This is a genomic window from Streptomyces sp. NPDC014676 (assembly GCF_043084105.1).
GTDB lineage: Bacteria > Actinomycetota > Actinomycetes > Streptomycetales > Streptomycetaceae > Streptomyces.
Genome location: NZ_JBIBZI010000007.1, coordinates 226,368 through 248,283, shown reverse-complemented (window position 1 = coordinate 248,283; position 21,916 = coordinate 226,368). Strand labels below are relative to the sequence as shown.

The 21,916-nt window shown below is 71.6% G+C and carries 23 protein-coding genes; 9 read left to right on the top strand and 14 right to left on the bottom strand.

The genetic code is table 11. From position 1 onward, the window contains the following. Nucleotides 1-281 precede the first annotated feature (281 nt). The gene (locus ACF1DX_RS21635; protein ID WP_391792766.1) at nucleotides 282-932 is read right to left on the bottom strand and encodes an HAD family hydrolase; all 651 of its coding nucleotides are present in this window, start codon (nucleotides 930-932) and stop codon (nucleotides 282-284) included. Nucleotides 933-995: 63 nt separating this feature from the next. On the opposite strand from ACF1DX_RS21635, the gene ACF1DX_RS21630 reads away from it, so the two are divergent. From ACF1DX_RS21630 to ACF1DX_RS21620, 3 genes are all read left to right on the top strand, one after another. After that, nucleotides 996-1,217 (top strand): hypothetical protein, encoded by a 222-nt coding sequence (locus ACF1DX_RS21630; RefSeq protein ID WP_391792765.1) that lies wholly within the window; start codon nucleotides 996-998, stop codon nucleotides 1,215-1,217. Nucleotides 1,218-1,616: 399 nt separating this feature from the next. Beyond that, nucleotides 1,617-1,976, top strand: coding sequence for a hypothetical protein (locus ACF1DX_RS21625; protein WP_391792764.1), 360 nt, complete (start codon nucleotides 1,617-1,619; stop codon nucleotides 1,974-1,976). 1 nt (nucleotide 1,977) lies between these two features. After that, on the top strand, nucleotides 1,978-2,409 hold the full coding sequence (locus ACF1DX_RS21620; RefSeq protein WP_391792763.1) for a hypothetical protein: 432 nt from the start codon (nucleotides 1,978-1,980) through the stop codon (nucleotides 2,407-2,409). On the opposite strand, the gene ACF1DX_RS21615 is transcribed toward ACF1DX_RS21620, so the two are convergent. The 3 genes from ACF1DX_RS21615 to ACF1DX_RS21605 all read right to left on the bottom strand — a co-directional run bounded on the left by ACF1DX_RS21615 (nucleotide 2,410) and on the right by ACF1DX_RS21605 (nucleotide 4,721). After that, the gene (locus ACF1DX_RS21615; RefSeq protein ID WP_391792912.1) at nucleotides 2,410-2,907 is read right to left on the bottom strand and encodes a GNAT family N-acetyltransferase; all 498 of its coding nucleotides are present in this window, start codon (nucleotides 2,905-2,907) and stop codon (nucleotides 2,410-2,412) included. A 57-nt stretch (nucleotides 2,908-2,964) separates the two neighbouring features. After that, nucleotides 2,965-3,477 (bottom strand): sigma-70 family RNA polymerase sigma factor, encoded by a 513-nt coding sequence (locus ACF1DX_RS21610; RefSeq protein WP_391792762.1) that lies wholly within the window; start codon nucleotides 3,475-3,477, stop codon nucleotides 2,965-2,967. 74 nt (nucleotides 3,478-3,551) lie between these two features. Next, on the bottom strand, nucleotides 3,552-4,721 hold the full coding sequence (locus ACF1DX_RS21605) for a glycerophosphodiester phosphodiesterase (RefSeq protein WP_391792761.1): 1,170 nt from the start codon (nucleotides 4,719-4,721) through the stop codon (nucleotides 3,552-3,554). A 414-nt stretch (nucleotides 4,722-5,135) separates the two neighbouring features. On the opposite strand from ACF1DX_RS21605, the gene ACF1DX_RS21600 reads away from it, so the two are divergent. Beyond that, nucleotides 5,136-5,810 carry a lysophospholipid acyltransferase family protein gene (locus ACF1DX_RS21600; RefSeq protein WP_391792760.1) on the top strand — a complete coding sequence of 225 codons (675 nt, stop codon included), beginning with the start codon at nucleotides 5,136-5,138 and terminating at the stop codon, nucleotides 5,808-5,810. Between the two features lie 215 nt (nucleotides 5,811-6,025). Here the strand turns inward: ACF1DX_RS21600 and ACF1DX_RS21595 are convergent, their stop codons facing one another. The 5 genes from ACF1DX_RS21595 to ACF1DX_RS21575 form a co-directional block, all read right to left on the bottom strand. Next, nucleotides 6,026-7,546, bottom strand: a complete 1,521-nt coding sequence (locus ACF1DX_RS21595; RefSeq protein ID WP_391792759.1) for an MFS transporter — start codon at nucleotides 7,544-7,546, stop codon at nucleotides 6,026-6,028. Next, the gene (locus ACF1DX_RS21590) at nucleotides 7,543-8,112 is read right to left on the bottom strand and encodes a TetR/AcrR family transcriptional regulator (protein ID WP_391792758.1); all 570 of its coding nucleotides are present in this window, start codon (nucleotides 8,110-8,112) and stop codon (nucleotides 7,543-7,545) included. The genes ACF1DX_RS21595 and ACF1DX_RS21590 overlap by 4 nt, the downstream gene beginning before the upstream one ends. Nucleotides 8,113-8,202: 90 nt before the next feature. Next, nucleotides 8,203-9,174 (bottom strand): aldo/keto reductase, encoded by a 972-nt coding sequence (locus tag ACF1DX_RS21585; protein ID WP_391792757.1) that lies wholly within the window; start codon nucleotides 9,172-9,174, stop codon nucleotides 8,203-8,205. A gap of 181 nt (nucleotides 9,175-9,355) precedes the next feature. Continuing rightward, entirely contained in the window at nucleotides 9,356-10,786 is a 1,431-nt protein-coding gene (gene argH, locus ACF1DX_RS21580; RefSeq protein WP_391792756.1) for an argininosuccinate lyase, read from the bottom strand. Nucleotides 10,787-10,890: 104 nt separating this feature from the next. After that, nucleotides 10,891-12,084 carry an argininosuccinate synthase gene (locus tag ACF1DX_RS21575; protein WP_391792755.1) on the bottom strand — a complete coding sequence of 398 codons (1,194 nt, stop codon included), beginning with the start codon at nucleotides 12,082-12,084 and terminating at the stop codon, nucleotides 10,891-10,893. A gap of 202 nt (nucleotides 12,085-12,286) precedes the next feature. Between ACF1DX_RS21575 and ACF1DX_RS21570 the strand changes: the two genes are divergently transcribed. The 5 genes from ACF1DX_RS21570 to ACF1DX_RS21550 all read left to right on the top strand — a co-directional run bounded on the left by ACF1DX_RS21570 (nucleotide 12,287) and on the right by ACF1DX_RS21550 (nucleotide 16,658). Continuing rightward, nucleotides 12,287-12,736 carry a hypothetical protein gene (locus ACF1DX_RS21570; RefSeq protein ID WP_391792754.1) on the top strand — a complete coding sequence of 150 codons (450 nt, stop codon included), beginning with the start codon at nucleotides 12,287-12,289 and terminating at the stop codon, nucleotides 12,734-12,736. A 115-nt stretch (nucleotides 12,737-12,851) separates the two neighbouring features. Further along, on the top strand, nucleotides 12,852-13,439 hold the full coding sequence (locus tag ACF1DX_RS21565) for a pyridoxamine 5'-phosphate oxidase family protein (RefSeq protein ID WP_391792753.1): 588 nt from the start codon (nucleotides 12,852-12,854) through the stop codon (nucleotides 13,437-13,439). 212 nt (nucleotides 13,440-13,651) lie between these two features. Then, nucleotides 13,652-15,034 (top strand): ferric reductase-like transmembrane domain-containing protein, encoded by a 1,383-nt coding sequence (locus ACF1DX_RS21560; RefSeq protein ID WP_391792752.1) that lies wholly within the window; start codon nucleotides 13,652-13,654, stop codon nucleotides 15,032-15,034. Between the two features lie 60 nt (nucleotides 15,035-15,094). Next, entirely contained in the window at nucleotides 15,095-15,865 is a 771-nt protein-coding gene (locus ACF1DX_RS21555) for an FMN-binding protein (protein ID WP_391792751.1), read from the top strand. A gap of 55 nt (nucleotides 15,866-15,920) precedes the next feature. Continuing rightward, on the top strand, nucleotides 15,921-16,658 hold the full coding sequence (locus ACF1DX_RS21550) for an FAD:protein FMN transferase (protein WP_391792911.1): 738 nt from the start codon (nucleotides 15,921-15,923) through the stop codon (nucleotides 16,656-16,658). Between the two features lie 391 nt (nucleotides 16,659-17,049). Here the strand turns inward: ACF1DX_RS21550 and ACF1DX_RS21545 are convergent, their stop codons facing one another. Genes ACF1DX_RS21545 through argC form a run of 5 tightly spaced genes read right to left on the bottom strand, consistent with a single transcriptional unit; the run spans nucleotide 17,050 to nucleotide 21,880 of the window. Next, nucleotides 17,050-17,589, bottom strand: coding sequence for an arginine repressor (locus ACF1DX_RS21545; protein WP_073933707.1), 540 nt, complete (start codon nucleotides 17,587-17,589; stop codon nucleotides 17,050-17,052). Between the two features lie 7 nt (nucleotides 17,590-17,596). Further along, complete coding sequence (locus ACF1DX_RS21540) at nucleotides 17,597-18,802, bottom strand: acetylornithine transaminase (RefSeq protein WP_391792750.1); 1,206 nt, start codon at nucleotides 18,800-18,802, stop codon at nucleotides 17,597-17,599. Next, nucleotides 18,799-19,707 (bottom strand): acetylglutamate kinase, encoded by a 909-nt coding sequence (gene argB, locus ACF1DX_RS21535; protein WP_391792749.1) that lies wholly within the window; start codon nucleotides 19,705-19,707, stop codon nucleotides 18,799-18,801. The genes ACF1DX_RS21540 and argB overlap by 4 nt, the downstream gene beginning before the upstream one ends. Next, on the bottom strand, nucleotides 19,704-20,855 hold the full coding sequence (argJ, locus tag ACF1DX_RS21530; protein ID WP_391792748.1) for a bifunctional glutamate N-acetyltransferase/amino-acid acetyltransferase ArgJ: 1,152 nt from the start codon (nucleotides 20,853-20,855) through the stop codon (nucleotides 19,704-19,706). The genes argB and argJ overlap by 4 nt, the downstream gene beginning before the upstream one ends. Further along, nucleotides 20,852-21,880, bottom strand: a complete 1,029-nt coding sequence (gene argC / locus ACF1DX_RS21525) for an N-acetyl-gamma-glutamyl-phosphate reductase (protein WP_391792747.1) — start codon at nucleotides 21,878-21,880, stop codon at nucleotides 20,852-20,854. Before argC ends, argJ begins: the two co-directional genes overlap by 4 nt. Between the last annotated feature and the right edge of the window lie 36 nt (nucleotides 21,881-21,916).

The window sequence follows — 21,916 nt, the reverse complement described above, 5'->3', positions numbered from 1 at the left end:
GGAGAAACGTGCGCGCGGGGGCGTGGCTCAGTCGCACATGCGGGGGACGCGGGCGGACATGAGCGGGCTCTCGCTTCGGGGCGCGAGGCTCAGATGGTGCGGGGGCCCTCTGTCAGGCGCACATTCGGCGACACATACACCGGGCGCCGGGCGTCATGGGCGCCTCGGTCGCGGGGATGCGGTCGCTCGTCGTGGTCATGCGATCAGTAAAGCAGACGTTCACTCCCGACCGGACACGGCTGTCCGTATTCTGGACAACCGTGGACAGCGGCACGCCCGCGTCAAGGACGTACGGAGATCTCCACTCCCCCGTCCGTGACCAGTGCGGACAGGGCCGAGAGGTCCTTCACGACGAGGTCGGCGGTCAGCTCGTGGGCCCGGTGGGTTGTGGCCAAGGCCACGGTGGTCATGCCGGCGGCGCGGCCGGCCTGGAGTCCGGCGGGGGCGTCCTCGAAGACGACGCAGTGCGCGGGGTCGACGCCGAGGGTGCGGGCGGCGAGGAGGTAGGGCTCGGGGTCGGGCTTGCCGCGGGTGATGTCGTCGGCGGCGACCAGGGTCTTGGGCAGGATGCCGACGGCCTCCAGGCGGGCCTCGGCCAGGCGCCGGGTGGCGGAGGTGACGACGGCCCAGCGCTCGGCGGGCAGCGCGGCGAGGAAGTCCGCGGTCCCCGGCAGCAGTTCCACACCGCCGTTGGGCACGTCCTCGACCTCCAGGTCCTCGATCCGCGCGACGGCCTCCGGCACGACACGGGCGGGCAGCAGATCGGCGGCTATCTCCGCGGCCGGCCGCCCGTGCAGCTCGACGCGCCCGAACTCCTCGGCCGTGATCCCGTACTCGACGGCCCACCGCGTCCAGCAGCGGTTCACGGAGGCGAGGGAGGAGACGAGGGTTCCGTCGTTGTCGAACAGCAGGGCCTGCGCATGGATGGTCATGCCATCGACCTTACGGGCCCGCCGGACCTTGCCGGATCCCCCGGCCGTGGCGATCATCACGGCATGAGTCCTGAGGTGAGCGCCTTCGTGGCGGACAGACCGCTGCCCGACGAGGAGTCCGGTGAGGAAGCGGAGATCGACCGCAGGGCGCGGCAACTGGAGGCGATACCGCGCCCGCTGAGCCTCGCCGAGGCGGAGGCCCTGGCCGGCTGCTACCGGACACTTGCCCAGTGCTCCACCCTTCAGGGTGGAGGTGTGGGGCATCCTCGCCCCGGCGACCCGTAGGGGGCCAGCTTCATTGCTAAAGTCGCCTTGTCCGACAACGTAGTTGGCGGACCTACCGCCGGACGGGCGGGAAGTCAGGCCTGTGGAGGCCCTGTAAGACCACCTCCGGGTGGCAAGGGCCCGTGAAGCAGGAACCCGAGGGAGCATCGCGTAGCGGTGCTGACCGGAATCGCCCGCGTTCACGCGGGCGAGGACGTCAAGGGCTCGCTTGGACGATGGTCCACCTGATCGAGACCGCCCCGGGTCCGGTGTACACGCCGGACCCGGCGTCCGAAGCGGGCGCGCACGCGCGGACCCGCGGGTGGGCGGTCGCCGCCGGGCTGGTCACGGAGGACACCGGGCCCGGCGCTCCCGGGGGCGGGGACAGCGGGGGTTTTCCGGCGTAATAGGGTCACTGCCATGCTTGATGTCCTGACGGTGGTGACCGGTGTCGCCGCGTTGCTGCTCGGCGCCTGGTGCGGGTGGGCCGCCTACCGTGACCAGCCGACGAAGGACTGGCACTTCATCGGGATGGCCGTGGTCACGCTGCTGGCGCTGGCGCAGCTGGTCGTCGGGATCGTGCGGCTGGCCCGGGGCGAGAAGCCGGAGCAGGGAACGACGATCTTCGTGGCGTATCTGCTCGGCGCGTTCGCGTGCGTCCCGGCGGCCGGCTTCATGTCGCTCGGCGAGCGCTCCCGCTGGGGTTCGCTGACGGTCGCCGCGAGCGGTGTCGTGCTGGCCGTGCTCGAGGTGCGGCTCTATGACATCTGGGGAGGCTGAGGTGGCCGCGACGCGGGAGAAGCCGGCCAGGACGCGGCTGATCGGCGGTCCCGGACTGCTGCTGGTGTGGCTGTACGGGGTGATGGTCGTCGGCGCGGTGTCGCGCTCCGCGTACCAGATCGCCACCGAGTTCGACCGGGCGCCGCTCGCCTACGCGCTGTCGGCGGCGGCCGGCGTGGTCTACGGCTTCATCACCTACACCCTGGTACGCGGCGGGGAGACGGCCCGCAGGGCGGCGCTGGTGTGCTGCGCCGCCGAGCTCGTGGGCGTACTGACCGTGGGGACCTGGACGCTGGTGGAGCCGTCCGCGTTCCCCGACGCCACCGTGTGGTCGGACTACGGGATGGGCTATCTCTTCATCCCGGTGCTGCTGCCCCTCACCGCCCTGTACTGGCTGCGCGGGGCACGGCCGGAGCAGCGGCCCGCGTCCTGATCAGGCGGTCGTCGCGTAGGCCTGCGCCTGCTTCTCCAGGACGATCATCGGTACGCCGTCGGCGCCCTGGGAGGTGCCCACCCGCTGGTAGCCGACCTTGCTGTACAGCCGCAGGTTGCTCTCGCTGCGGTGCCCGGCGTGCAGGCGGAAGGTCCTGGCGCCGCGCTCGTCGGCCAGGGCGGACTCCGCGGCCCGCAGGAGACGCGCGCCGATGCCGTGTCCCTGGAGGCGGGGGTGGACGCAGAGCTTGCCGATCGCGGCGGCGCCCTCCTCGGTGATCCTGCCGTGCACCGAGCCGACGATCTCGTCGCCGAGGCGGGCGACGAAGACGCAGTCGGCGGCGACCTCCTCGCGGACCGAGTCGAGGGTCTGGACGAGCGGGTCGATGCGGTAGTTGCCGTAGAGCGCCGCCTCGCTCTGGAAGCACAGGTACTGCAACCTGAAGATCTGCTCCGCGTCCTGCCCGGCCGCCGCAGAGATGGTCACGCTCATGCCCATGTGCGCATGCCTCCCGCTCACCTGATCACCTGTCGTCCCCCACTCCTATCCCCGTCCTCAGCGCGCCGCAACCTCCTGTGTGAGCAAACGACGCAGACATCCCAGGCATCTGGAACGTTCCGGGCCGATACTGCCCTGTGAGATACCCAACTCCCCCGCGATCTCCCGGTATGTCGGGTCGTGCGGGGACAGCAGCGCCTCCATCAGTTCCGGGCAGCGGCCGGGCAGCCGTCGTACGGCGTCCCGCAGGGCACGGCGGCGGGCGGCGGCGAGTGCGAGACCTTCGGGGCCGTGGTGACCGGTGTCGGCGGGGTCGCCGGTCAGCGCCGCCTCCCGGCGGGCGCCGCGGCGGGTGCGGCGGGCCTCCGCGCGGACCGCCCGGCGCAGCCAGCCCGGAGGGTCGGACGGCGGACCGCAGGTGCCGAGACGCTCCAGGAGGCGCAGCCACACCGCCTGTTCCAGATCGCCCGGTTCGGTCCCGGAGCCGAGCGCCTCTGCGGCGGCCTCCGCGGTGAGCAGCGGACGCAGGGAGACGACCAGCTCGTACGCCATGACCAGCTCGTGTGTCATACGCGCAACGACTCGGCCGCTCCGGGCAGGGTTGCCCGGAGCGGCCCAAATCCCCTCTGACAGGGCAAAGCGGGTCAGTTGTTGACGAAGTCCTCGCGGGCCAGCAGTCCGGTGTCCGGGTTGTCGGTGAAGACGCCGTCGATGCCGGTGGCGAAGTACGCCCGGTAGGCGCCGAAGACGTCGCCGTAGGCGTCGGGGTCGGTGCCCTCGCGGAAGTCGGCGGGCAGGAAGGGGTTCTCGTTGCGCAGGGTGTAGGGGTGCAGGATCAGGCCCGCGCGGTGGGCGTCCCGCACCAGCGTGGTCGGCTCGGTGAGCCGGCCGGCCGCGTCGCGCGGGATGACCAGGTCGAGGGTGGGGCCAATGCCCTGGGCGTAGCCGGCGATCTCGCGCAGGCCCCTGCGGGTGACGAGGTCGGCGACGGTGCGCGGGTCCCCCGTCTCGACGAAGTCCCAGGGGCGGGTGGTGGCGCCGGAGAGGAGGACGACGAGGGGGTTGTCGACCAGTTTGTTCAGGCGCTCGACGCTGGTCGGCTCGAAGGACTGGAGGATGACCGGCGCGTTCTTGTCGTCCTTGCCGTGCCGGCGCAGCAGCTTGGCGACTCGCTCCTCCAGGTCCAGCCCCAGCTTGCGGAAGTAGGTGGGGTGCTTGAGCTCGGGGTAGATCCAGACCTGCTTGCCGCGCTTGCGGGTCTGCTCGTCCTGCCAGCGCAGCACCTCCTCGAAGGTGGGGATCTCCCAGCGTCCGTTGTAGAGGGTGTTGTGCGGGCGGTTGGCGGGGATGCGCTCCACCGCGCGGAGCCGCTTCAGCTCGGCGAGGGTGAAGTCCTCGGTGAACCAGCCGGTGACGGAGGCGCCGTCCAGTGTCTTGGTGGTCCGGCGGCCGGCGAACTCGGGATGGTCGGCGACGTCCGTGGTGCCGCCGATCTCCGGTTCGTGGCGGCAGACGAGATGACCGTCCTTGGTGGGGACGAGGTCGCCGGCCTCGACGATGTCCGCGCCCATGTCGAGGGCGAGCTGGTAGGCGCCGAGGGTGTGCTCGGGCCGGTAGCCGCTGGCCCCGCGGTGGCCCACGATGGTGGGGACGGGCAGGCTCTTCAGTCCCCGGCCGCCGCCGGGCCGGGCACCGGCGGCTCTCGCGGTGCCGCCCAGGGCCAGGACCGTTCCGGAGGCGCCGAGCACGGCCGCGCCGAGGAGGGTCCGCCGTCCGGTTCCGCCCGCCTGTTCGTTCGACTCCCGCGTTGCCATGAGGGTCCTCCTGATGTCGGCTCGTCCGGTGCGGGGCGATCGTAGGTGCGCGCGGATGACGCACGGGAGACCCCGGGCCGAACACACGGATGATGTCGCGTGACGTACGCCCCTCGTGCGAATGACGTACGTCTGTCGTATTCCGGCGGGGATGTGACGGCTCGTCCGGTTGGACGGGACAGAGCGGGGCACGCGTGCGGTGTGCGGCCCGGGCGAGTTGCGTCACAGCGTGACGGCCGTGTCGCCCACCGGCCGCGGGCGGGCCACCGCAGGTGAACCCGGGTCAAGAGTGAGTAAGACCTCGGTGAACTCACGCGATCTCGATGTGCGCAACCCCCCGGGCCGCGAGTAATGTCCTCACCTGCACAGACTCGTACGGCATGAACCGACGTCCGTTTCCCACCGGAGGGCCCGTTGTCCCGCTTCGCGCTCATCAAGGCAGTGCTCGGTCCGATCATGCGCCTGATGTTCCGCCCACAGGTGGAGGGCGCGGAGAACATCCCGGGCGACGGTCCCGTCATCCTGGCCGGCAACCACCTGACGTTCATCGACTCGATGATCCTGCCGCTCGTCTGCGACCGTCAGGTCGTCTTCATCGGCAAGGACGAGTACGTCACCGGCAAGGGCCTCAAGGGCCGGTTGATGGCGTGGTTCTTCACCGGCGTCGGCATGATCCCCGTCGACCGCGACGGCGGCCGGGGCGGGGTGGCGGCGCTGATGACCGGGCGCCGGGTGCTGGAGGAGGGCCGGATCTTCGGCATCTACCCGGAGGGCACCCGCTCCCCCGACGGCCGGCTGTACCGGGGCCGTACCGGCATCGCCCGGCTCACCCTGATGACCGGCGCGCCGGTCGTGCCGTTCGCGATGATCGGCACGGACAAGCTGCAGCCCGGGGGTGCGGGTCTGCCCCGGCCGGGCAAGGTGACGGTCCGTTTCGGTGAGGCGATGGAGTTCTCCCGTTACGACGGGATGGGGCGTGACCGGTATGTGCTGCGGGCGGTGACCGACTCGGTGATGACCGAGGTCATGCGGTTGTCCGGGCAGGAGTACGTGGACATGTACGCCAGCAAGGCCAAAGAGGCCGCGTAGGTCTCGGTCGGCCCGGACCGACGTTCTCTTCGGTGGGAGCCGGCGGATCCTCTCCGCCGGCTCCCACCGCGTTTCCGGTCCCTGCGGGCGAGTGGGGGCTTGGCGCGCGGTTCCCCGCGCCCCTTGGGGGTTGTCCGCGGGCCTGGGTGCGCAGGTGACCGCGCCCCTCAAGGGGGTTGTCGGGGGCCTGGGTACGCAGGTGGCCGGCGGCCCGCTCAGGCGTTGTCCAGCTTCTGGCCGCGGAGCATGGACCAGGCTGCCGCCGAGGCTGCCAGGAGGACTGCCGCTCCTGCTCCCGCTGCCAGGGTGAGGCCGTCGACGAAAGCCTCGCGGGCCGCTTCCAGCATGGGTTCCGCGGTGTGGGCGGGCATGCGGGTCGCTGCCTCGACCGCGCTGCCCAGGGACTCGTGGGCGGTGGCCGGGGTGCCCGGTGGGGCGGGGAAGTCGCGGTAGACGCCCGTGACGATCGAGCCCAGGACGGCGATGCCCAGGGCCGCGCCGAGTTCGTACGCCGTCTCCGAGACGGCGGATGCTGCGCCCGCCTGTTCCTTCGGAACGCTCGAGAGGATCACGTCCGCGGTCACCGTGAACGAGAAGCCCGCGCCCGCGCCGACCACCAGCAGCGCCGTACCGAGCAGGGGGTAGCCGGTGGACTGGCCGATGACGGTGAGGGCGGCCAGGGCCAGGCCGATGGCGGCCAGGCCCCCGGCGACGACCGAGCGCACCGAGAAGCGGCGGGCGGTCCGGCCGGCGATCAGGCCGGCCGCCACCGCGCCGACCGCGGCGGGCAGTTCCGCGAGGCCCGCCTCGAACGGGCGACGCCCCTGGACCAGTTGCAGGTACTGGGAGAGGAAGAACACCAGGCCGGACAGGCCGAGGACGGTGAGCAGGTCGGCGAGCACCGCTCCGCTGAATCCCCGGCCGCGGAACAGCCGCATGTCCAGGAGGGGCTTGGGAAGGGCGAGCTGGCGGCGGACGAACAGGTACAGGGCCGTCGCGCCCGGCAGGCCTGCCGCGAGGGCGGGCGCGGCGAAACCGTGGCTCGCGGTCTCCTTCACCGCGTAGACCACGCCGATCATGCCGGCCAGGGACAGGGCCACGCTGGTCAGGTCCCACGGGCCGGGTTCGGGGGTGCGGGACTCCGGCAGCAGCTTGATGCCGACGACCACCAGGACCGCCATGACCGGCAGGTTGATCAGGAAGACCGAGCCCCACCAGAAGTGCTCCAGCAGCAGCCCTCCGAGGATCGGTCCGACCGCCGTGCCGGCGGAGGCGGTCGCGCCCCAGATGCCGATGGCGAGGCTGCGCTCACGCGGGTCGTGGAAGAGGTTGCGGATCAGGGCGAGGGTGGCCGGCATCAGGGTGGCCCCGGCGACGCCGAGCAGGGCGCGCGCCGCGATCATCACCTCGGGCGTGTGCGCGTAGGCGTTGAGCACGGAGATCATGCCGAACGCGACGGCGCCGTACAGCAGGATCCGCTTGCGGCCGACGCGGTCGCCGAGGCTGCCCATCGACACGAGCAGTCCGGCGAGCACGAAGGAGTAGACGTCACCGATCCACAGCAGCTGGGAGCCGGTGGGTGCGAGGTCCTCGCTGATGTACGGGGTGGCGAGGCCGAGGACGGTCGCGTCGACGGCCACCAGCAGGACGGCGAGCACGAGGACCGACAGGGCGAGCCAGCGGCCGGGGCGGCGCGTCTCCTCGGTCGTGGTCCGCGGCCGTATGGCGCTGGTCATGATTCCTTCCTTGCCGCCGGTTCTTCCGTGCGTCGTACGCCGCCGAGCAGCAGCTCGACGATCATGTGGGTGAAGTCCTTGGGGGCGACCCGGCCCTCGGCCACCGCCCAGGCGGCGGAGGCGAGCAGTCCGTAGAGCGCCTCGGTGAGCCAGGCCGGGGTGAGGTCGATGCGGAACTCCCCGCTCGCCTGGCCGCGCCGGAACAGCGCGGCGATGCGCTCGTCGATCGCGGCCCAGCCCTCGTTCTGCTCCTCGCCCTCGAACAGCTGGTTCTCGGTGTAGAGGAAGGCGAGCAGGGGGGCGTGCGGTTCGATCGCGGCGACCATGCGGCGCACGGCGTCGGCGGCCGGCCCCTCGTCGGGCCGGGCGGCGGCCAGGGCGGCCTCGCACTCGGCGATCCCGAGCGCCTCCAGCGCCCGGACCAGCGCGTCCCGCCCGGCGAACTGCCGGTGCAGGGTGGCGCGGCTGATTCCGGCGGCCTTGGCGACCTCGTCCATGGTCGCGGTGGATTTACGGGTCAGCAGGGCGGCGGCACTGCGCAGCACGTGGTCACGATCGACAGCCATGAGACAACAGTACTCCAAGTGAGACATGAATGTCTCATCCAAGGCGCACAGGTCTCACAACTGTCCGTCGTGTGAGGAACGGCCGAGCGGTCAGTGCCAGGGCAGCTCTCCGCGCCGCTCCCAGTAGGCCCGGGGCTCCTCGGCCAGGGCGGCGAGGCGGGAGAGCTGGTCGTCGGTGAGGCCGACGGCGGCGGCGTGCAGGTTGGAGGCGAGCTGGGCGGTGGTGGCCGCGCCGGAGAGGACCACACCGGCCCACGGCTGCCGCAGGACCACCGCGAGGGCGACGGCGTCACAGCCGAGCCCGGTCTCCTCGGCGACGGCCCGCAGCGCCTCCGGGGCGTGCGCGGCGGCGAGCCGGCCGTTGGCCATGCCCTCCTTGACGATCACGGTGAGCCCGGCGTCACGGGCCTCGGCGAGCGCGGGCCCGGCGGAGGTCTCCAGGGCGTTGTACGTCGACTGGACGGTACGGAAGAGGGGTTCGCCGTCGACCGTGACGGCGAGGGCGGCGCGGACGGCGTCGGCCTGGGCCGGGCCGCTGGTGGAGAAGCCGACGGTGAGGCCCCGGCCCGCCGCCTCCGCGAGCCGGGCGTGCAGCTCCTTGTCGGTGAGGGCGGGGCTCTCGGGGGTCACCGAGTGGATCTGGTAGAGGTCGAGCCGGTCGCCGAGCAGCGCCTCGGTCTCGGCGCGCTGACGCTCGTACGCCGCGAGGGAGTGGTCCTTGACCTCGTGCCGCTCGGCGTCGGTGGTCCAGTCGGCGGTGTAGGTGTAGCCCCATTTGCTGCCGATGACGACGTCGTCGACGTCGGTCCTCTTCCTCAGCCAGTCGGCGAGGAACTCCTCGGAGCGGCCGTAGGAGCGGGCTGCGTCGAAGTAGCGGACGCCCTGGGCGTAGGCGGCGTCGAGGAGTTCGTGCGTGCGGGTGCGCAGCGTCTCGACGCTGCGGTCCTCTCCGAGGTCGGCGTTCCGGCCGAGGTTGATGTAGCCGGGGCGGCCGACGGCGGCGAGGCCGAGGCCGATGTGGCAGGTGGGGGTTGTCGCTGTTGCCAGTCGGGCGAAGGGCATCGCGGGCTCCGTCGGTCGGGTCCGGTACGGTTCCCGACCAACGTAACCCGCGATGACCTTGGCTTCGCCCAAGAGCTCGGGTGCTGCGGCTGTTTCGCGGGTGCGGGTGCGTCGGGGTTCTTCGCGCCCGCGCGGCGGAGCCGCACACCGGTACGGCCCCGCGCCCCTGAGGGATGTTGCCCTACCGCTTCTTCGCCGTTGCCCAAGCGTGCTGGTCGGCCACGTCCCGCTTCACCTCCGCCAGCTGGACCGCGACCGCGCTCGGGGCCGTGCCGCCCCGGCCGTCGCGGGAGGCGAGGGCGCCGGGGACGTTGAGGACCGAGCGGACCTCCGGGGTGAGGTGGGCGGAGATCTTGGCGAACTGTTCGTCGGTCAGTTCGTCCAGTTCCTTGTCCTCGGACTCGGCGACCTTGACGCACTCACCGGCCACCTCGTGCGCGACGCGGAACGGCACGCCCTGCTTGACCAGCCACTCGGCGATGTCGGTGGCGAGGGAGAAGCCGGCCGGGGCCAGTTCCTCCATGCGCTCGCGGTGCACGGTGAGGGTGGCCATCATGCCGGTGAAGGCGGGGAGCAGAACCTCCAGCTGGTCGATGGAGTCGAAGACCGGCTCCTTGTCCTCCTGGAGGTCGCGGTTGTACGCGAGGGGCAGCGCCTTGAGGGTCGCCATCAGGCCGGTCAGGTTGCCGATGAGACGGCCGGACTTGCCGCGCGCCAGCTCGGCGATGTCCGGGTTCTTCTTCTGCGGCATGATCGACGAGCCGGTGGAGAACGCGTCGTGCAGGGTCACGAAGGAGAACTCCTTCGTGTTCCAGATGATGATCTCCTCGGCGATCCGGGAGACGTTCACGCCGATCATCGCGGTGATGAAGGCGAACTCGGCGACGAAGTCGCGGGAGGCCGTGCCGTCGATGGAGTTGGCGGCGCTGCCGTGCTCGAAGCCGAGGTCCGCGGCGACCGCCTCCGGGTCCAGGCCGAGGCTGCTGCCCGCGAGCGCTCCGGAACCGTACGGCGACACCGCCGTGCGCTCGTCCCACTGGCGCAGCCGCTCGGCGTCCCGGGACAGCGCCTGGACGTGGGCGAGGACGTGGTGGGCGAAGAGCACCGGCTGGGCGTGCTGGAGGTGGGTGCGGCCGGGCATGGCCACGTCCGGGTGGGCCTCGGCGAGGCCGACGAGCGCGTCCTGGAGGTCGGCGATCAGACCGCCGATGACGCGGGCGTGGTCCCGCAGGTACATGCGGAAGAGGGTGGCCACCTGGTCGTTGCGGGACCGGCCGGCGCGCAGCTTGCCGCCGAGGTCGGGGCCGAGACGCTCCAGCAGGCCGCGCTCGAGGGCGGTGTGGACGTCCTCGTCGGCGATGGTGCCGGTGAAGGAGCCGTCGGTGACGTCCGCTTCGAGCCGGTCGAGCCCGGCGAGCATGCGGGTCAGCTCGTCCTCGGTGAGCAGGCCCGCCGCGTGCAGCACGCGGGCGTGGGCACGCGAGCCGGCGATGTCGTAGGGCGCGAGCCGCCAGTCGAAGTGGACGGACGCGGACAGCTTCGCCAGGGCCTCGGCGGGACCGTCGGCGAAACGGCCGCCCCAGAGCCGTACGTCACCGCTGTTGCTGCTCACTTGCGTGCTCCTCGAAGGTTCCGGATGTGCCGCCGCCTCTCCACGGGCGCGTGGAGAGGCGGCTGTCAGGCCAGTGCGTGTGAGGGTTCGTCAGGCGCTACGGCTCAGGCGAGGTCGCGCTTGGCCGCGATCTTCGCCGACAGGCTGTAGATGTCGATGAACCCCTTGGCGGCAGCCTGGTCGAACGTGTCGCCCGTGTCGTACGTGGCCAGGTTGAAGTCGTACAGCGACGACTCCGAGCGCCGGCCGGTGACGACGGCGCGGCCGCCGTGCAGGGTCATCCGGATGTCGCCGTTGACGTGCTGGTTCGCCTCGGTGATGAAGCCGTCCAGGGCGCGCTTGAGCGGGGAGAACCACTGGCCGTCGTAGACCAGTTCGCCCCAGCGCTGCTCGACCTGCCGCTTGTAGCGGGCGAGCTCGCGCTCGACGGTGACGTTCTCCAGCTCCTGGTGGGCGGTGATCAGGGCGATCGCGCCGGGGGCCTCGTACACCTCGCGGGACTTGATGCCGACGAGGCGGTCCTCGACCATGTCGATCCGGCCGATGCCCTGGGCGCCGGCGCGCTCGTTGAGCTGCTGGATCGCCTGGAGGACGGTGACCGGCTTGCCGTCGACGGCGACGGGGACGCCCTCCTTGAAGGTGATGACGACCTCGTCGGGCTCACGCGCGACGGCGGGGTTCTGCGTGTACTCGTACACGTCCTCGATCGGCGCGTTCCAGATGTCCTCGAGGAAGCCGGTCTCGACGGCGCGGCCGAAGACGTTCTGGTCGATGGAGTAAGGGGACTTCTTGGTGGTCGCGATCGGCAGGCCCTTGGCCTCGCAGAAGGCGATGGCCTTGTCGCGGGTCATGGCGTAGTCGCGGACCGGGGCGATGCACTTCAGGTCGGGGGCGAGGGCGACGATGCCGGCCTCGAAGCGGACCTGGTCGTTGCCCTTGCCGGTGCAGCCGTGGGCGACGGTGGTGGCGCCGTGCTTCTGCGCGGCGGCGACGAGGTGCTTGACGATCGTCGGCCGGGACAGCGCGGAGACCAGCGGATAGCGGTCCATGTAGAGGGCGTTGGCCTTGATCGCCGGGAGGCAGTACTCCTCGGCGAACTCGTCCTTGGCGTCCGCGACCTCGGCCTCGACGGCACCGCAGGCGAGGGCGCGCTTGCGGATGACGTCCAGGTCCTCGCCGCCCTGGCCGACGTCGACCGCGACGGCGATGACCTCGGCGCCCGTCTCCTCGGCGATCCAGCCGATGGCGACGGAGGTGTCCAGACCGCCCGAGTAGGCGAGTACGACGCGCTCGGTCACGGGTTTCTCCTTACAGTGCATTCGCTGACATGCATGAGTATGCAGTAGTCCGCATGAATCGTCAATCTGCTCGCGAATCCGGGCCGGGTTGAACACCGGAAACCGCTTTCGCGTACTTGTCGCCGGACGCAGGCGCCGCGTCGGACCGATCGAGACAGCACGACAACCACCCGTGACACCCCGACCCGAGTGAGGCATCCGCATGTCCAGGGCCCTTCCGAAGTACAACAAGCGCCGCGTCGGCTTCATCGGCGGCGCCGCCGCGCTGGCGCTGTCCGGCGCGGTGATCGCCGGCTCCGCCCTCGCCGGCGAGTCGTCCGGGGACGGCGGCGACGCGAACGCCCGGACACTGGCGGGACCGGGCACGATCTCCTGCCCGGACGTGGCTCCGGAGCTGCCCGCGATCCCCGCCTCCGCCCAGGCCGAGGTCGACCGCAACCTCGGCGACCTCGACCAGCAGATCGCCGAAGCCGACAAGCGCCTCGCCGACACCGTCGGACAAGGCGGACCCGACTTCGTCCGGAACGCCATCCTCGGCCCCCTCGAGGACAAGCGCGTCGCCGCCATCAACCGCATCGCCACCGCCATCGGCCGCACCGCCGAACGCCCCTCCGGACTGGACTCCCTGGCCGCCTGCACACTCACCAAGTGAGGTGACAGGCGCTGTGGCCGCCCCGTACAAGCGCCGGCCGGGGCGGCCACGGTATTTCTCCAACGGCCGTCAATTGCTTAGACAAACGAAAGACCTGGCCTCATAATCGGTGGACATGGGAAAGACCTATGAGCGCATAGACGGCCGCCTCCGCACCTTCATCGAGGAACAGCCGGTCTTCTTCACCGCCACCGCCCCCCTGTCCGCCGACGGCACGGTCAATCTCTCGCCCAAGGGGCTCAAGGGGTCCTTCGTGGTCCTCGACGAGCTCACCGTCGCCTACCTCGACTTCGCCGGCTCCAACGCCGAGACCATCGCCCATCTGCGGGAGAACGGCCGGATCACCCTGATGTGGTGCGCGTTCCAGGGGCCGCCGAACATCGTGCGCGTGCACGGCCGCGGCGAGCCCGTCTTCCGGGACGATCCCCGCTTCGGGGAACTGCTCACCCGTTTCCCCGGCATCGACCCCTCGCTCCACGGCCTGCGCGCCGTCGTCGTCGTGACGGCCGAACTGATCCGGGACACCTGCGGATACGCAGTGCCCTTCATGGCGTACGAGAGCGAACGGGACCTGCACGGGAAGCGGTTCGCGCGGGAGGACGACGCCTCACTCGACGCGTACTTCACCAAGAAGGAGTACATCGCGACCAGCCTGGACGGACTCCCCGGGCTGCCGTTGCCGCTGCCCCCCTCCCCTGCCTGAGCCATGCGCCCAGGTGTCGCCCCCGCCGTCGTACGTCGCCTCCCCGCCCTCTCCCGGTGTCCGCCGTCCGGCCGCGCCGCTGCCGGACCGGACGGCGGACACCGGGAGGGGCGCACGACGGCCACCCGCCGCTGAGCCGCGCATCTCCTCTGAACACTCCGGCGTGACGGCACGTATGTGTGGGTCAAGGGTCAAGTCCCCACGGAGGAACCGTGACCACCACGCTCGCCGGCGGCCGTGCCGCCCGCCGCCAGACGATGCGCCGCATCCGTCCGCGCCGCTCTCCCGCCGTCCCCCTGCTGCTCGCGGTGGCCGCGGGCGCGGTGGCCGTGCTGTGGTTGTGGTGGACCAGCACACCGTCCATCGCGGACACCACCGGGAAGATCATCGCCGCGGGCCGGATCACCGGCCTGCTCGCCGGCTATCTGATGGCCCTGGTGGTGCTCCAGATGGCGCGCGTGCCCGCGCTGGAACGCCGGGTGGGCTCGGACCGGGTCGCCCGCTGGCACGCGATGAGCGGCCGCTACACCGTCAGCCTGGTCATCGCGCACGTCTTCCTGATCATGTGGGGCTACGCCCGGCAGGCGGGCAGGAGCCTCGGCGACATCGTGCAGCAGACGATCACCTCCATCAACACGCTGCCGGACATGGGCAAGGCCGCCATCGGCACCGGTCTGCTGTTCGTGATCGCCTTCCTCTCCATCGGCCCGGTCCGGCGCCGGCTGCCGTACGACGGCTGGTACCACGTGCACCTGCTGACGTACGCGGTGGTCTTCCTGACGTTCTGGCACCAGATCACCACCGGCAACGAGTTCGCCGTCGAACCGACCGCGAAGACCTTCTGGTACGGGCTCTACGGCGTCGTGACCGCACTGGTGCTGTGGTACCGGATCATCACCCCGGTACGGCTGAACCTGCGGCACCGGATGCGGGTCGAGGCGGTCATCGAGGAGACGCCGGGCATCGTGTCCGTGCTGATCGGCGGGCGCAGGCTGCACCGGATGGGCGCGGAGGCCGGGCAGTTCTTCCGCTGGCGGTTCAAGGCGCCGGGCATGCGGTTCAGCTCCCACCCGTACTCGCTGTCGGCGGCGCCCCGCCCGGACATGCTGCGGATCACGGTCAAGGCGATCGGCGACCACACCTCACGGCTGCGCGAGCTGGAGCCCGGCACGAAGGTGTGGGCGGAGGGCCCGTACGGGGCGCTGACCGCGCAGCGCCGCAGCCGCGGCAAGGTGCTGCTGGTGGCGGGCGGGGTGGGCATCACCCCGATGCGGGCGCTGTTCGAGACGCTGCCCGGCGCCTCCGGCGACATCACGCTGCTGTACCGGGCCAACAGCACCCAGGACCTGGCGCTGTGGGGCGAGCTGGCGAAGATCGCCGACGAACGGGGTGCCCGGCTGATGTACGCGGTGAACAGCCCCGACGGTGAGCGCCCCGACATCTCGGCGGAGAGCCTGCGCCGGAAGATCCCGGACGTCGACCGCCACGACGTGTTCATGTGCGGTCCGCCCGGGTTCGCGCAGTCGGTGTACGAAGCGCTGCGCGAGGCGGGAGTCCCCGCCCGGCGCATCCATCACGAGTCGTTCGAAATGTGAGCGACCGGTCAGCCAGCCATCCAGCCGGGTCATCCACACCCATCAGGAGCTTGAGAAGCGATGAGGAAGAGTCACCCCGTCCGGCGTGCCGTGCTCGCGACCGCTGCCACCGTGTCCGGCATCGTGCTGCTGCTGTCACTGAAGCCGGCGTCCGACCCCGGTTCGGCCGCCACGGCCGGCGGCGCGGTCCCGCCCGCGGCGGCCCAGTCGCCGCAGGGCGGCGCCGCCCAGCCCATCGGGGACGGCACCGTCACCGGTGACGCGGCACAGACCCAGTACGGGGCGGTGCAGGTCCGGCTGACGGTGAGCGGCGGGAAGATCACCAAGGCGGAGGCGGTGCAGGCGCCCAAGGGCGGACAGAGCGACCAGGTCACGTCCCACTCCGTGCCCCGGCTGAACCAGGCGACCGTGACGGCGCAGAGCGCGGACATCGACGTGGTGTCCGGGGCCACGTACACCAGCGGTGGGTACAAGAAGTCGCTGCAGTCGGCGCTGGACAAGGCGCGGGCGGCCGGGTCCCCGGGGGCTTCCGGATCGGACGGTGCCGGGAGCGCGCAGGCGCGGACCGTCACCGGGGACGTGGCGCAGACGCAGTACGGGCCGGTCCAGGTGCGGATCACCGTCAGCGGCGGGAAGATCACCAGGGCCGAGGCGGTGCAAACACCCAAGGGCGGGCAGAGCGACCAGGTCAACTCCGCCGCGGTGCCGAAGCTCAACCAGGCGGCGGTGGCGGCCGGGGACGCGGGGATCGACGCGGTGTCGGGGGCCACGTACACCAGCGCGGGGTACAAGCAGTCGCTCCAGTCGGCGCTGGACAAGGCCGGTGGCTGACACGGTGGCCGAGCCGGCCGAGGCTCCCGCCGCGGTGCGTCACGTGGAGGAGACGATGGGGACCGTCTTCTCCCTCGACGTCCGCGGCGGGGATCCCGCCGCGGTGCGCGCGGCGCTTCAGGAGGCGGTCGCGGGGCTGCACCGGGTGGACGAGGTGTTCAGCACGTACCGCGACGACAGCCAGATCTCCCGGCTGGCGCGGGGTGAGCTGAGTATCGGGGAGTGCGACGCCGAGGTCGCCGAGGTGCTGGAGCTGGCGGCGGAGGCGGAGCGGGTGAGCGAGGGCTGGTTCAGTCCGCGTTACCGGGGGCGGCTCGATCCGACGGGCGTGGTGAAGGGCTGGGCCACGGAACGGGCGGCGCGACGGCTCGCCGCCGCGGGGGCGACGGGGGTGAGCGTCAACGGGGGCGGAGACGTCCAGTTGCTGGGTGGGCCGGGGGCGGGGCGGCCGTGGCGGGTGGGGGTGTCGGACCCGTTGCGTCCGGGCGGTCTCGCCGCGGTCGTCTCCGCGGCGGGCGCCTCGGAGTTGGCTGTGGCGACGTCCGGCACGGCCGAACGGGGCGATCACATCGTCGACCCGCGCACGGGCCGCTCCGCGGTGACCGACCTGGTCGCGGTGACGGTCGTGGCCCCTCGCCTGACGTGGGCGGACTGCTGGGCCACGGCGGCGTTCGCGATGGGGTCGCGGGAGGGACTGCGATGGCTGGAGTCCCTCCCGGACGTCGAGGCCCTGCTGATCACGGGGGGCGACGAGGTGCGGTGCACCGGGGGGTTGGCGGGTCGGCTGGGGTGAGCGGCACTCCTGAGTGAGCGGCGCCGCGGCTGAGGCAACGGTTTCACTCACCGCGTTCGCGGGATGCCGCCGCGCCCACCCTCCCCCACCCTCGGCTGCGCTCGGACGGGGGGACCCCCATCGCCCTGGGGGCACCTCCCAGGCCTTCAAAGGCACTGGGGGAGGCACGACTGCCCGCGGCCGCAGGGGCCTCTCAGTGGGGAGTACCGCGGTTCCCCAGGGGCGCGGGGAACTGCGCGACCAGCCACAGACAGCCCGCAGCCGGCAGACCACCAGCCATGAGAACGCGAGCACTCGGTCGGCCGTATCGCGACTCCCCCAGGGGCGCGGGGAACTGCCCGATCGGCCACATGCGGCCCGCGGGGGCGTACCGGAGAGATGCGCGGAGCGCTCAGTGGCCGTTCTGGGCCAGGCGGAGCAAGTGGTCCGCCAGGGCCTGCCCTCCCGTCGGTTCCCGGCTGATCAGCAGCAGCGTGTCGTCGCCGGCGATCGTGCCGAGGATGTCGTGGAGTTCCGCCTGGTCGATGGCCGAGGCCAGGAACTGGGCCGCACCGGGCGGGGTCCGCAGGACCACCAGGTTCGCGGAGGCCTCCGCGGAGATCAGCAGCTCCTGCGACAGCCTCCGCATCCGCTCCTCCTTCGCCGACTCCCCCAGCGGAGCGCGAGGCGTGCGGAACCCCCCCTCGCTCGGCACCGCGTAGATCAGGTCGCCGTCGTTGTTGCGGATCTTCACCGCGTTCAGCTCGTCCAGGTCCCGCGACAGCGTCGCCTGGGTGACGCTCAGCCCGTCGTCCGCGAGCAGCTTCGCGAGCTGGCTCTGCGACCGCACCGGCTGCCGGTTGAGGATGTCCACGATCCGGCGGTGGCGTGCGGTGCGCGTCTGCGGCACGGCGGGCCCGGCCTGCTGACCCTGGTCCTGCTCCTGGCTCATCGTCGTCTCATTCTCCGGATCGTCCTTCCCCGCCCGCCGTACCGGCCTGGTCCAGGATGCCGGGCAGCGCCCCGAGGAAGGCGTCCACCGCGTCGTCCCCGAGGTTCAGCGGCGGCATCAGCCGTACGACATCGGGGGCGGGCGCGTTCACGAGGAATCCGGCGTCCTGAGCCGCCTGTTGCACCTGGGGCGCGAGCGGCTCGGTGAGCACGATACCCAGGAGGAGGCCCGCGCCCCGGACATGGTCGATCAAGGCGTGGCCGGATCCCTCGATCCCGTCGCGGAGTTTCTCGCCCTGCCGCTTGACGTTCTCCAGCAGCCCCGCGTCCTCGATGGTGTCGAGAACGGCGAGTCCCGCGGCGCAGGCGACCGGGTTGCCGCCGAAGGTCGTGCCGTGGTGGCCGGGCCGGAGCAGGTCGGCGGCGCGGCCGAAGGCGACGGTGGCGCCGAGCGGCAGGCCGCCGCCGAGCTGCTTGGCGAGGGTGACGACGTCCGGCAGGACGCCCTCGTGGGCCTGGTACTCGAACCAGTGCCCGGTCCGGCCGATGCCGGTCTGCACCTCGTCGAGGACGAGCAGCGCGCCGGTGGCGGCGGTGATGGCGCGGGCCGCCTTCAGGTAGCCGGCGGGCGGGACGACGACACCGAGTTCACCCTGGATGGGTTCGATGATCACCAGGGCCGTCTCCTCGGTGACCGCGGCGGCCAGCGCCTGCGCGTCGCCGAAGGGCACGTGGGTGACGTCGGCGGGCAGCGGCTGGAACGGCTCCCGCTTGCCGGGCTGCCCGGTGAGCGCGAGGGCGCCCATCGTGCGGCCGTGGAAGGCGCCCTCGGTGGCGACGACGTGGGTCCGCCCGGTGAGCCGGCCGATCTTGAAGGCGGCCTCGTTGGCCTCGGCGCCGGAGTTGCAGAAGAAGACCCTGCCGTCCCGGCCGAAGAGCCGGAGCAGCCGCTCGGCGAGGGCGACGGTCGGCTCGGCCATGAAGAAGTTGGAGATGTGGCCGAGGGAGCCGATCTGCCGGCTGACGGCCTCGACGATCGCCGGGTGGGCGTGGCCGAGGGCGTTGGTCGCGATGCCGCCGACGAAGTCGAGGTACTCCGTGCCCTCGGCGTCCCAGACCTTCGGGCCCTCGCCGCGTACGAGGGGCAGGCGCGGTGTGCCGTAGTTGTTCATCAGCGCGCCCTGCCACCGTGCGGTGAGCTCTGCGTTGGTCACGACTCCCCCTGTTCGTCGGGCACGACCATCGTGCCGATGCCCTCGTCCGTGAAGATCTCCAGCAGGATCGAGTGCTGGACCCGGCCGTCGATGACGCGGGCGGTGGTGACGCCGTTGCGTACGGCGTGCAGGCAGCCCTCCATCTTCGGCACCATGCCGGAGGACAGCTCCGGCAGGAGTTTCTCGAGCTGGGACGCGGTGAGGCGGCTGATCACCTCGTCGGAGTTCGGCCAGTCCTCGTAGAGTCCCTCGACGTCCGTGAGGACCATGAGGGTCTCGGCGCCCAGTGCAGCAGCGAGTGCCGCAGCCGCCGTATCAGCATTGACGTTGTAGACATGGTGGTCGTCCTGGCTGCGGGCGATCGAGGAGACGACCGGGATGCGGCCGTCGGCGAGCAGGGCCTCGATCGCACCGGTGTCGATGTCGGTGATCTCGCCGACCCGTCCGATGTCGACGAGCTCGCCGTCGATCTCGGGCCGGTGCCTGGTGGCGGTGAGGGTGTGCGCGTCCTCGCCGGTGAGGCCGACGGCGAGCGGGCCGTGCCGGTTGAGCAGCCCGACCAGTTCGCGCTGCACCTGTCCGGCGAGCACCATGCGGACGACGTCCATGGCGTCCTCGGTGGTGACGCGCAGGCCTGCCTTGAACTCGCTGACGATGCCGTGCCGGTCGAGCGCGCGGCTGATCTGAGGGCCGCCGCCGTGCACGACGACGGGCTTGAGGCCGGCGTGGCGCAGGAAGACGACGTCCTGGGCGAAGGCGGCCTTCAGGTCCTCGTCGACCATGGCGTTGCCGCCGAACTTGATGACGACGGTCTTGCCGTGGTGGCGGGTGAGCCAGGGCAGCGCCTCGATGAGGATCTGGGCCTTGGGCAGCGCGGTGTGCTTCCGCGTGGGTCCGTCGGTCATGAGGAATACGCGCTGTTCTCGTGGACGTAGTCGGCGGTGAGGTCGTTGGTCCAGATGACGGCGCCGGCGTCACCGGCGGCGAGGTCGGCGACGATGTGGACCTCGCGGTAGCGCATGTCGACCTGGTCGCGGTCCTCGCCGACGCCGCCGTTCTTGCAGACCCAGACGCCGTTGATGGCGACGTTGAGCTCGTCGGGCTCGAAGGCGGCCTTCGTCGTGCCGATCGCGGAGAGCACGCGGCCCCAGTTGGGGTCCTCGCCGTGGATCGCGCACTTGAGGAGGTTGTTGCGGGCGATGGAGCGGCCCACCTCGACGGCGTCGTCCTCGGTCGCCGCGTTGATCACCTCGACCTTGATGTCCTTGCTGGCGCCTTCCGCGTCCCGGATGAGCTGCTGGCCGAGGTCGTCGCAGACGGTCCGTACGGCCTCGGCGAAGTCGTCGTACTCCGGGGTGACGCCGGAGGCACCGGAGGCGAGCAGCAGCACGGTGTCGTTGGTGGACATGCAGCCGTCGGAGTCGACGCGGTCGAAGGTGACCTTGGTGGCGGCGCGGAGCGCCTTGTCCAGGGTGGCGCTGTCGACGTCGGCGTCGGTGGTGAGGACGACGAGCATGGTGGCGAGGCCGGGGGCGAGCATGCCGGCGCCCTTGGCCATGCCGCCGACGGTCCAGCCTTCCTTGGTGACCACGGAGGTCTTGTGGACGGTGTCGGTGGTCTTGATGGCGATGGCGGCCTTCTCACCGCCGTGCTCGGAGAGCTGGGCGGCGGCGGTCTCGACGCCGGGGAGCAGCTTGTCCATGGGGAGCAGCACGCCGATGAGTCCCGTCGAGCAGACGGCGATCTCGCCCGCGCCTGTGCCGAGCACCTCGGCCGCCTTCTCGGCGGTGGCGTGGGTGTCCTGGAAGCCCTTCGGTCCCGTACAGGCGTTTGCGCCGCCGGAGTTGAGGACGACGGCGGACAGCTGCCCGCTCTTCAGCACCTGCTCGGACCAGAGCACGGGCGCCGCCTTGACGCGGTTGGAGGTGAAGACGCCGGCGGCGGCGCGGCGGGGGCCGTTGTTGACCACGAGGGCCAGGTCGGGGTTGCCGTTCTCCTTGATCCCGGCGGCGATGCCCGCCGCCGTGAATCCCTTCGCTGCCGTCACACTCACGGCGCAACTCCGATCGTCGTCAGCCCGGTGGCCTCGTCGAGGCCCAGGGCGAGGTTCATGCTCTGGACGGCACCGCCCGCGGTGCCCTTGGTCAGGTTGTCGATGGCGCTGATCGCGATGATCCGGCCGGCGGCGGTGTCGTACGCGACCTGAATCTGAACGGCGTTGGAACCGTGGACGGACGCGGTCGCGGGCCACCGGCCCTCGGGCAGGAGGTGGACGAAGGGCTCGTCGGCGAAGGCCTTCTCATAGGCGGCGCGCACGGACTCGGCGGTGACGCCGGGCTTCGCCTTCGCGGTGCAGGTGGCGAGGATGCCACGGGGCATCGGCGCGAGGGTCGGCGTGAAGGAGACGGAGACCCGCTCGCCCGCCGCCGCGCTGAGGTTCTGGATCATCTCGGGGGTGTGCCGGTGCCCGCCGCCCACGCCGTACGGGGACATGGAGCCCATGACCTCGGAGCCCAGCAGGTGCGGCTTGAGCGCCTTGCCGGCGCCGGAGGTCCCGGAGGCGGCGACGATCACCGCCTCCGGCTCGGCGAGACCGGCGGCGTACGCCGGGAAGAGGGCGAGGGAGACGGCGGTCGGGTAGCAGCCGGGCACCGCGACGCGCTTGGACCCCTCCAGCGCGGCGCGGGCACCCGGCAGTTCGGGCAGGCCGTAGGGCCAGGTGCCGGCGTGCGGGGAGCCGTAGAACGCCTCCCAGTCGGCGGCGTCCTCCAGCCGGAAGTCGGCGCCCATGTCGATCACGAGCACCTCCTCGCCGAGCTGTTCGGCGACGGCGGCGGACTGGCCGTGCGGCAGCGCGAGGAAGACGACGTCGTGTCCGGCGAGCACCTCGGCGGTGGTCTCCTGGAGCGCACGGCCGGCCAGTGGCAGCAGGTGGGGCTGGAGCGCGCCGAGCCGCTGCCCCGCGTTGGAGTTGCCGGTCAGGGCACCGATCTCGACCTCGGGGTGGGCCAGGAGCAGGCGCAGGACCTCTCCGCCCGCGTATCCGCTCGCCCCGGCCACTGCCGCACGTACCACCATGTCCACCCTCCTCCGGATGGCATGACTATACGTTTC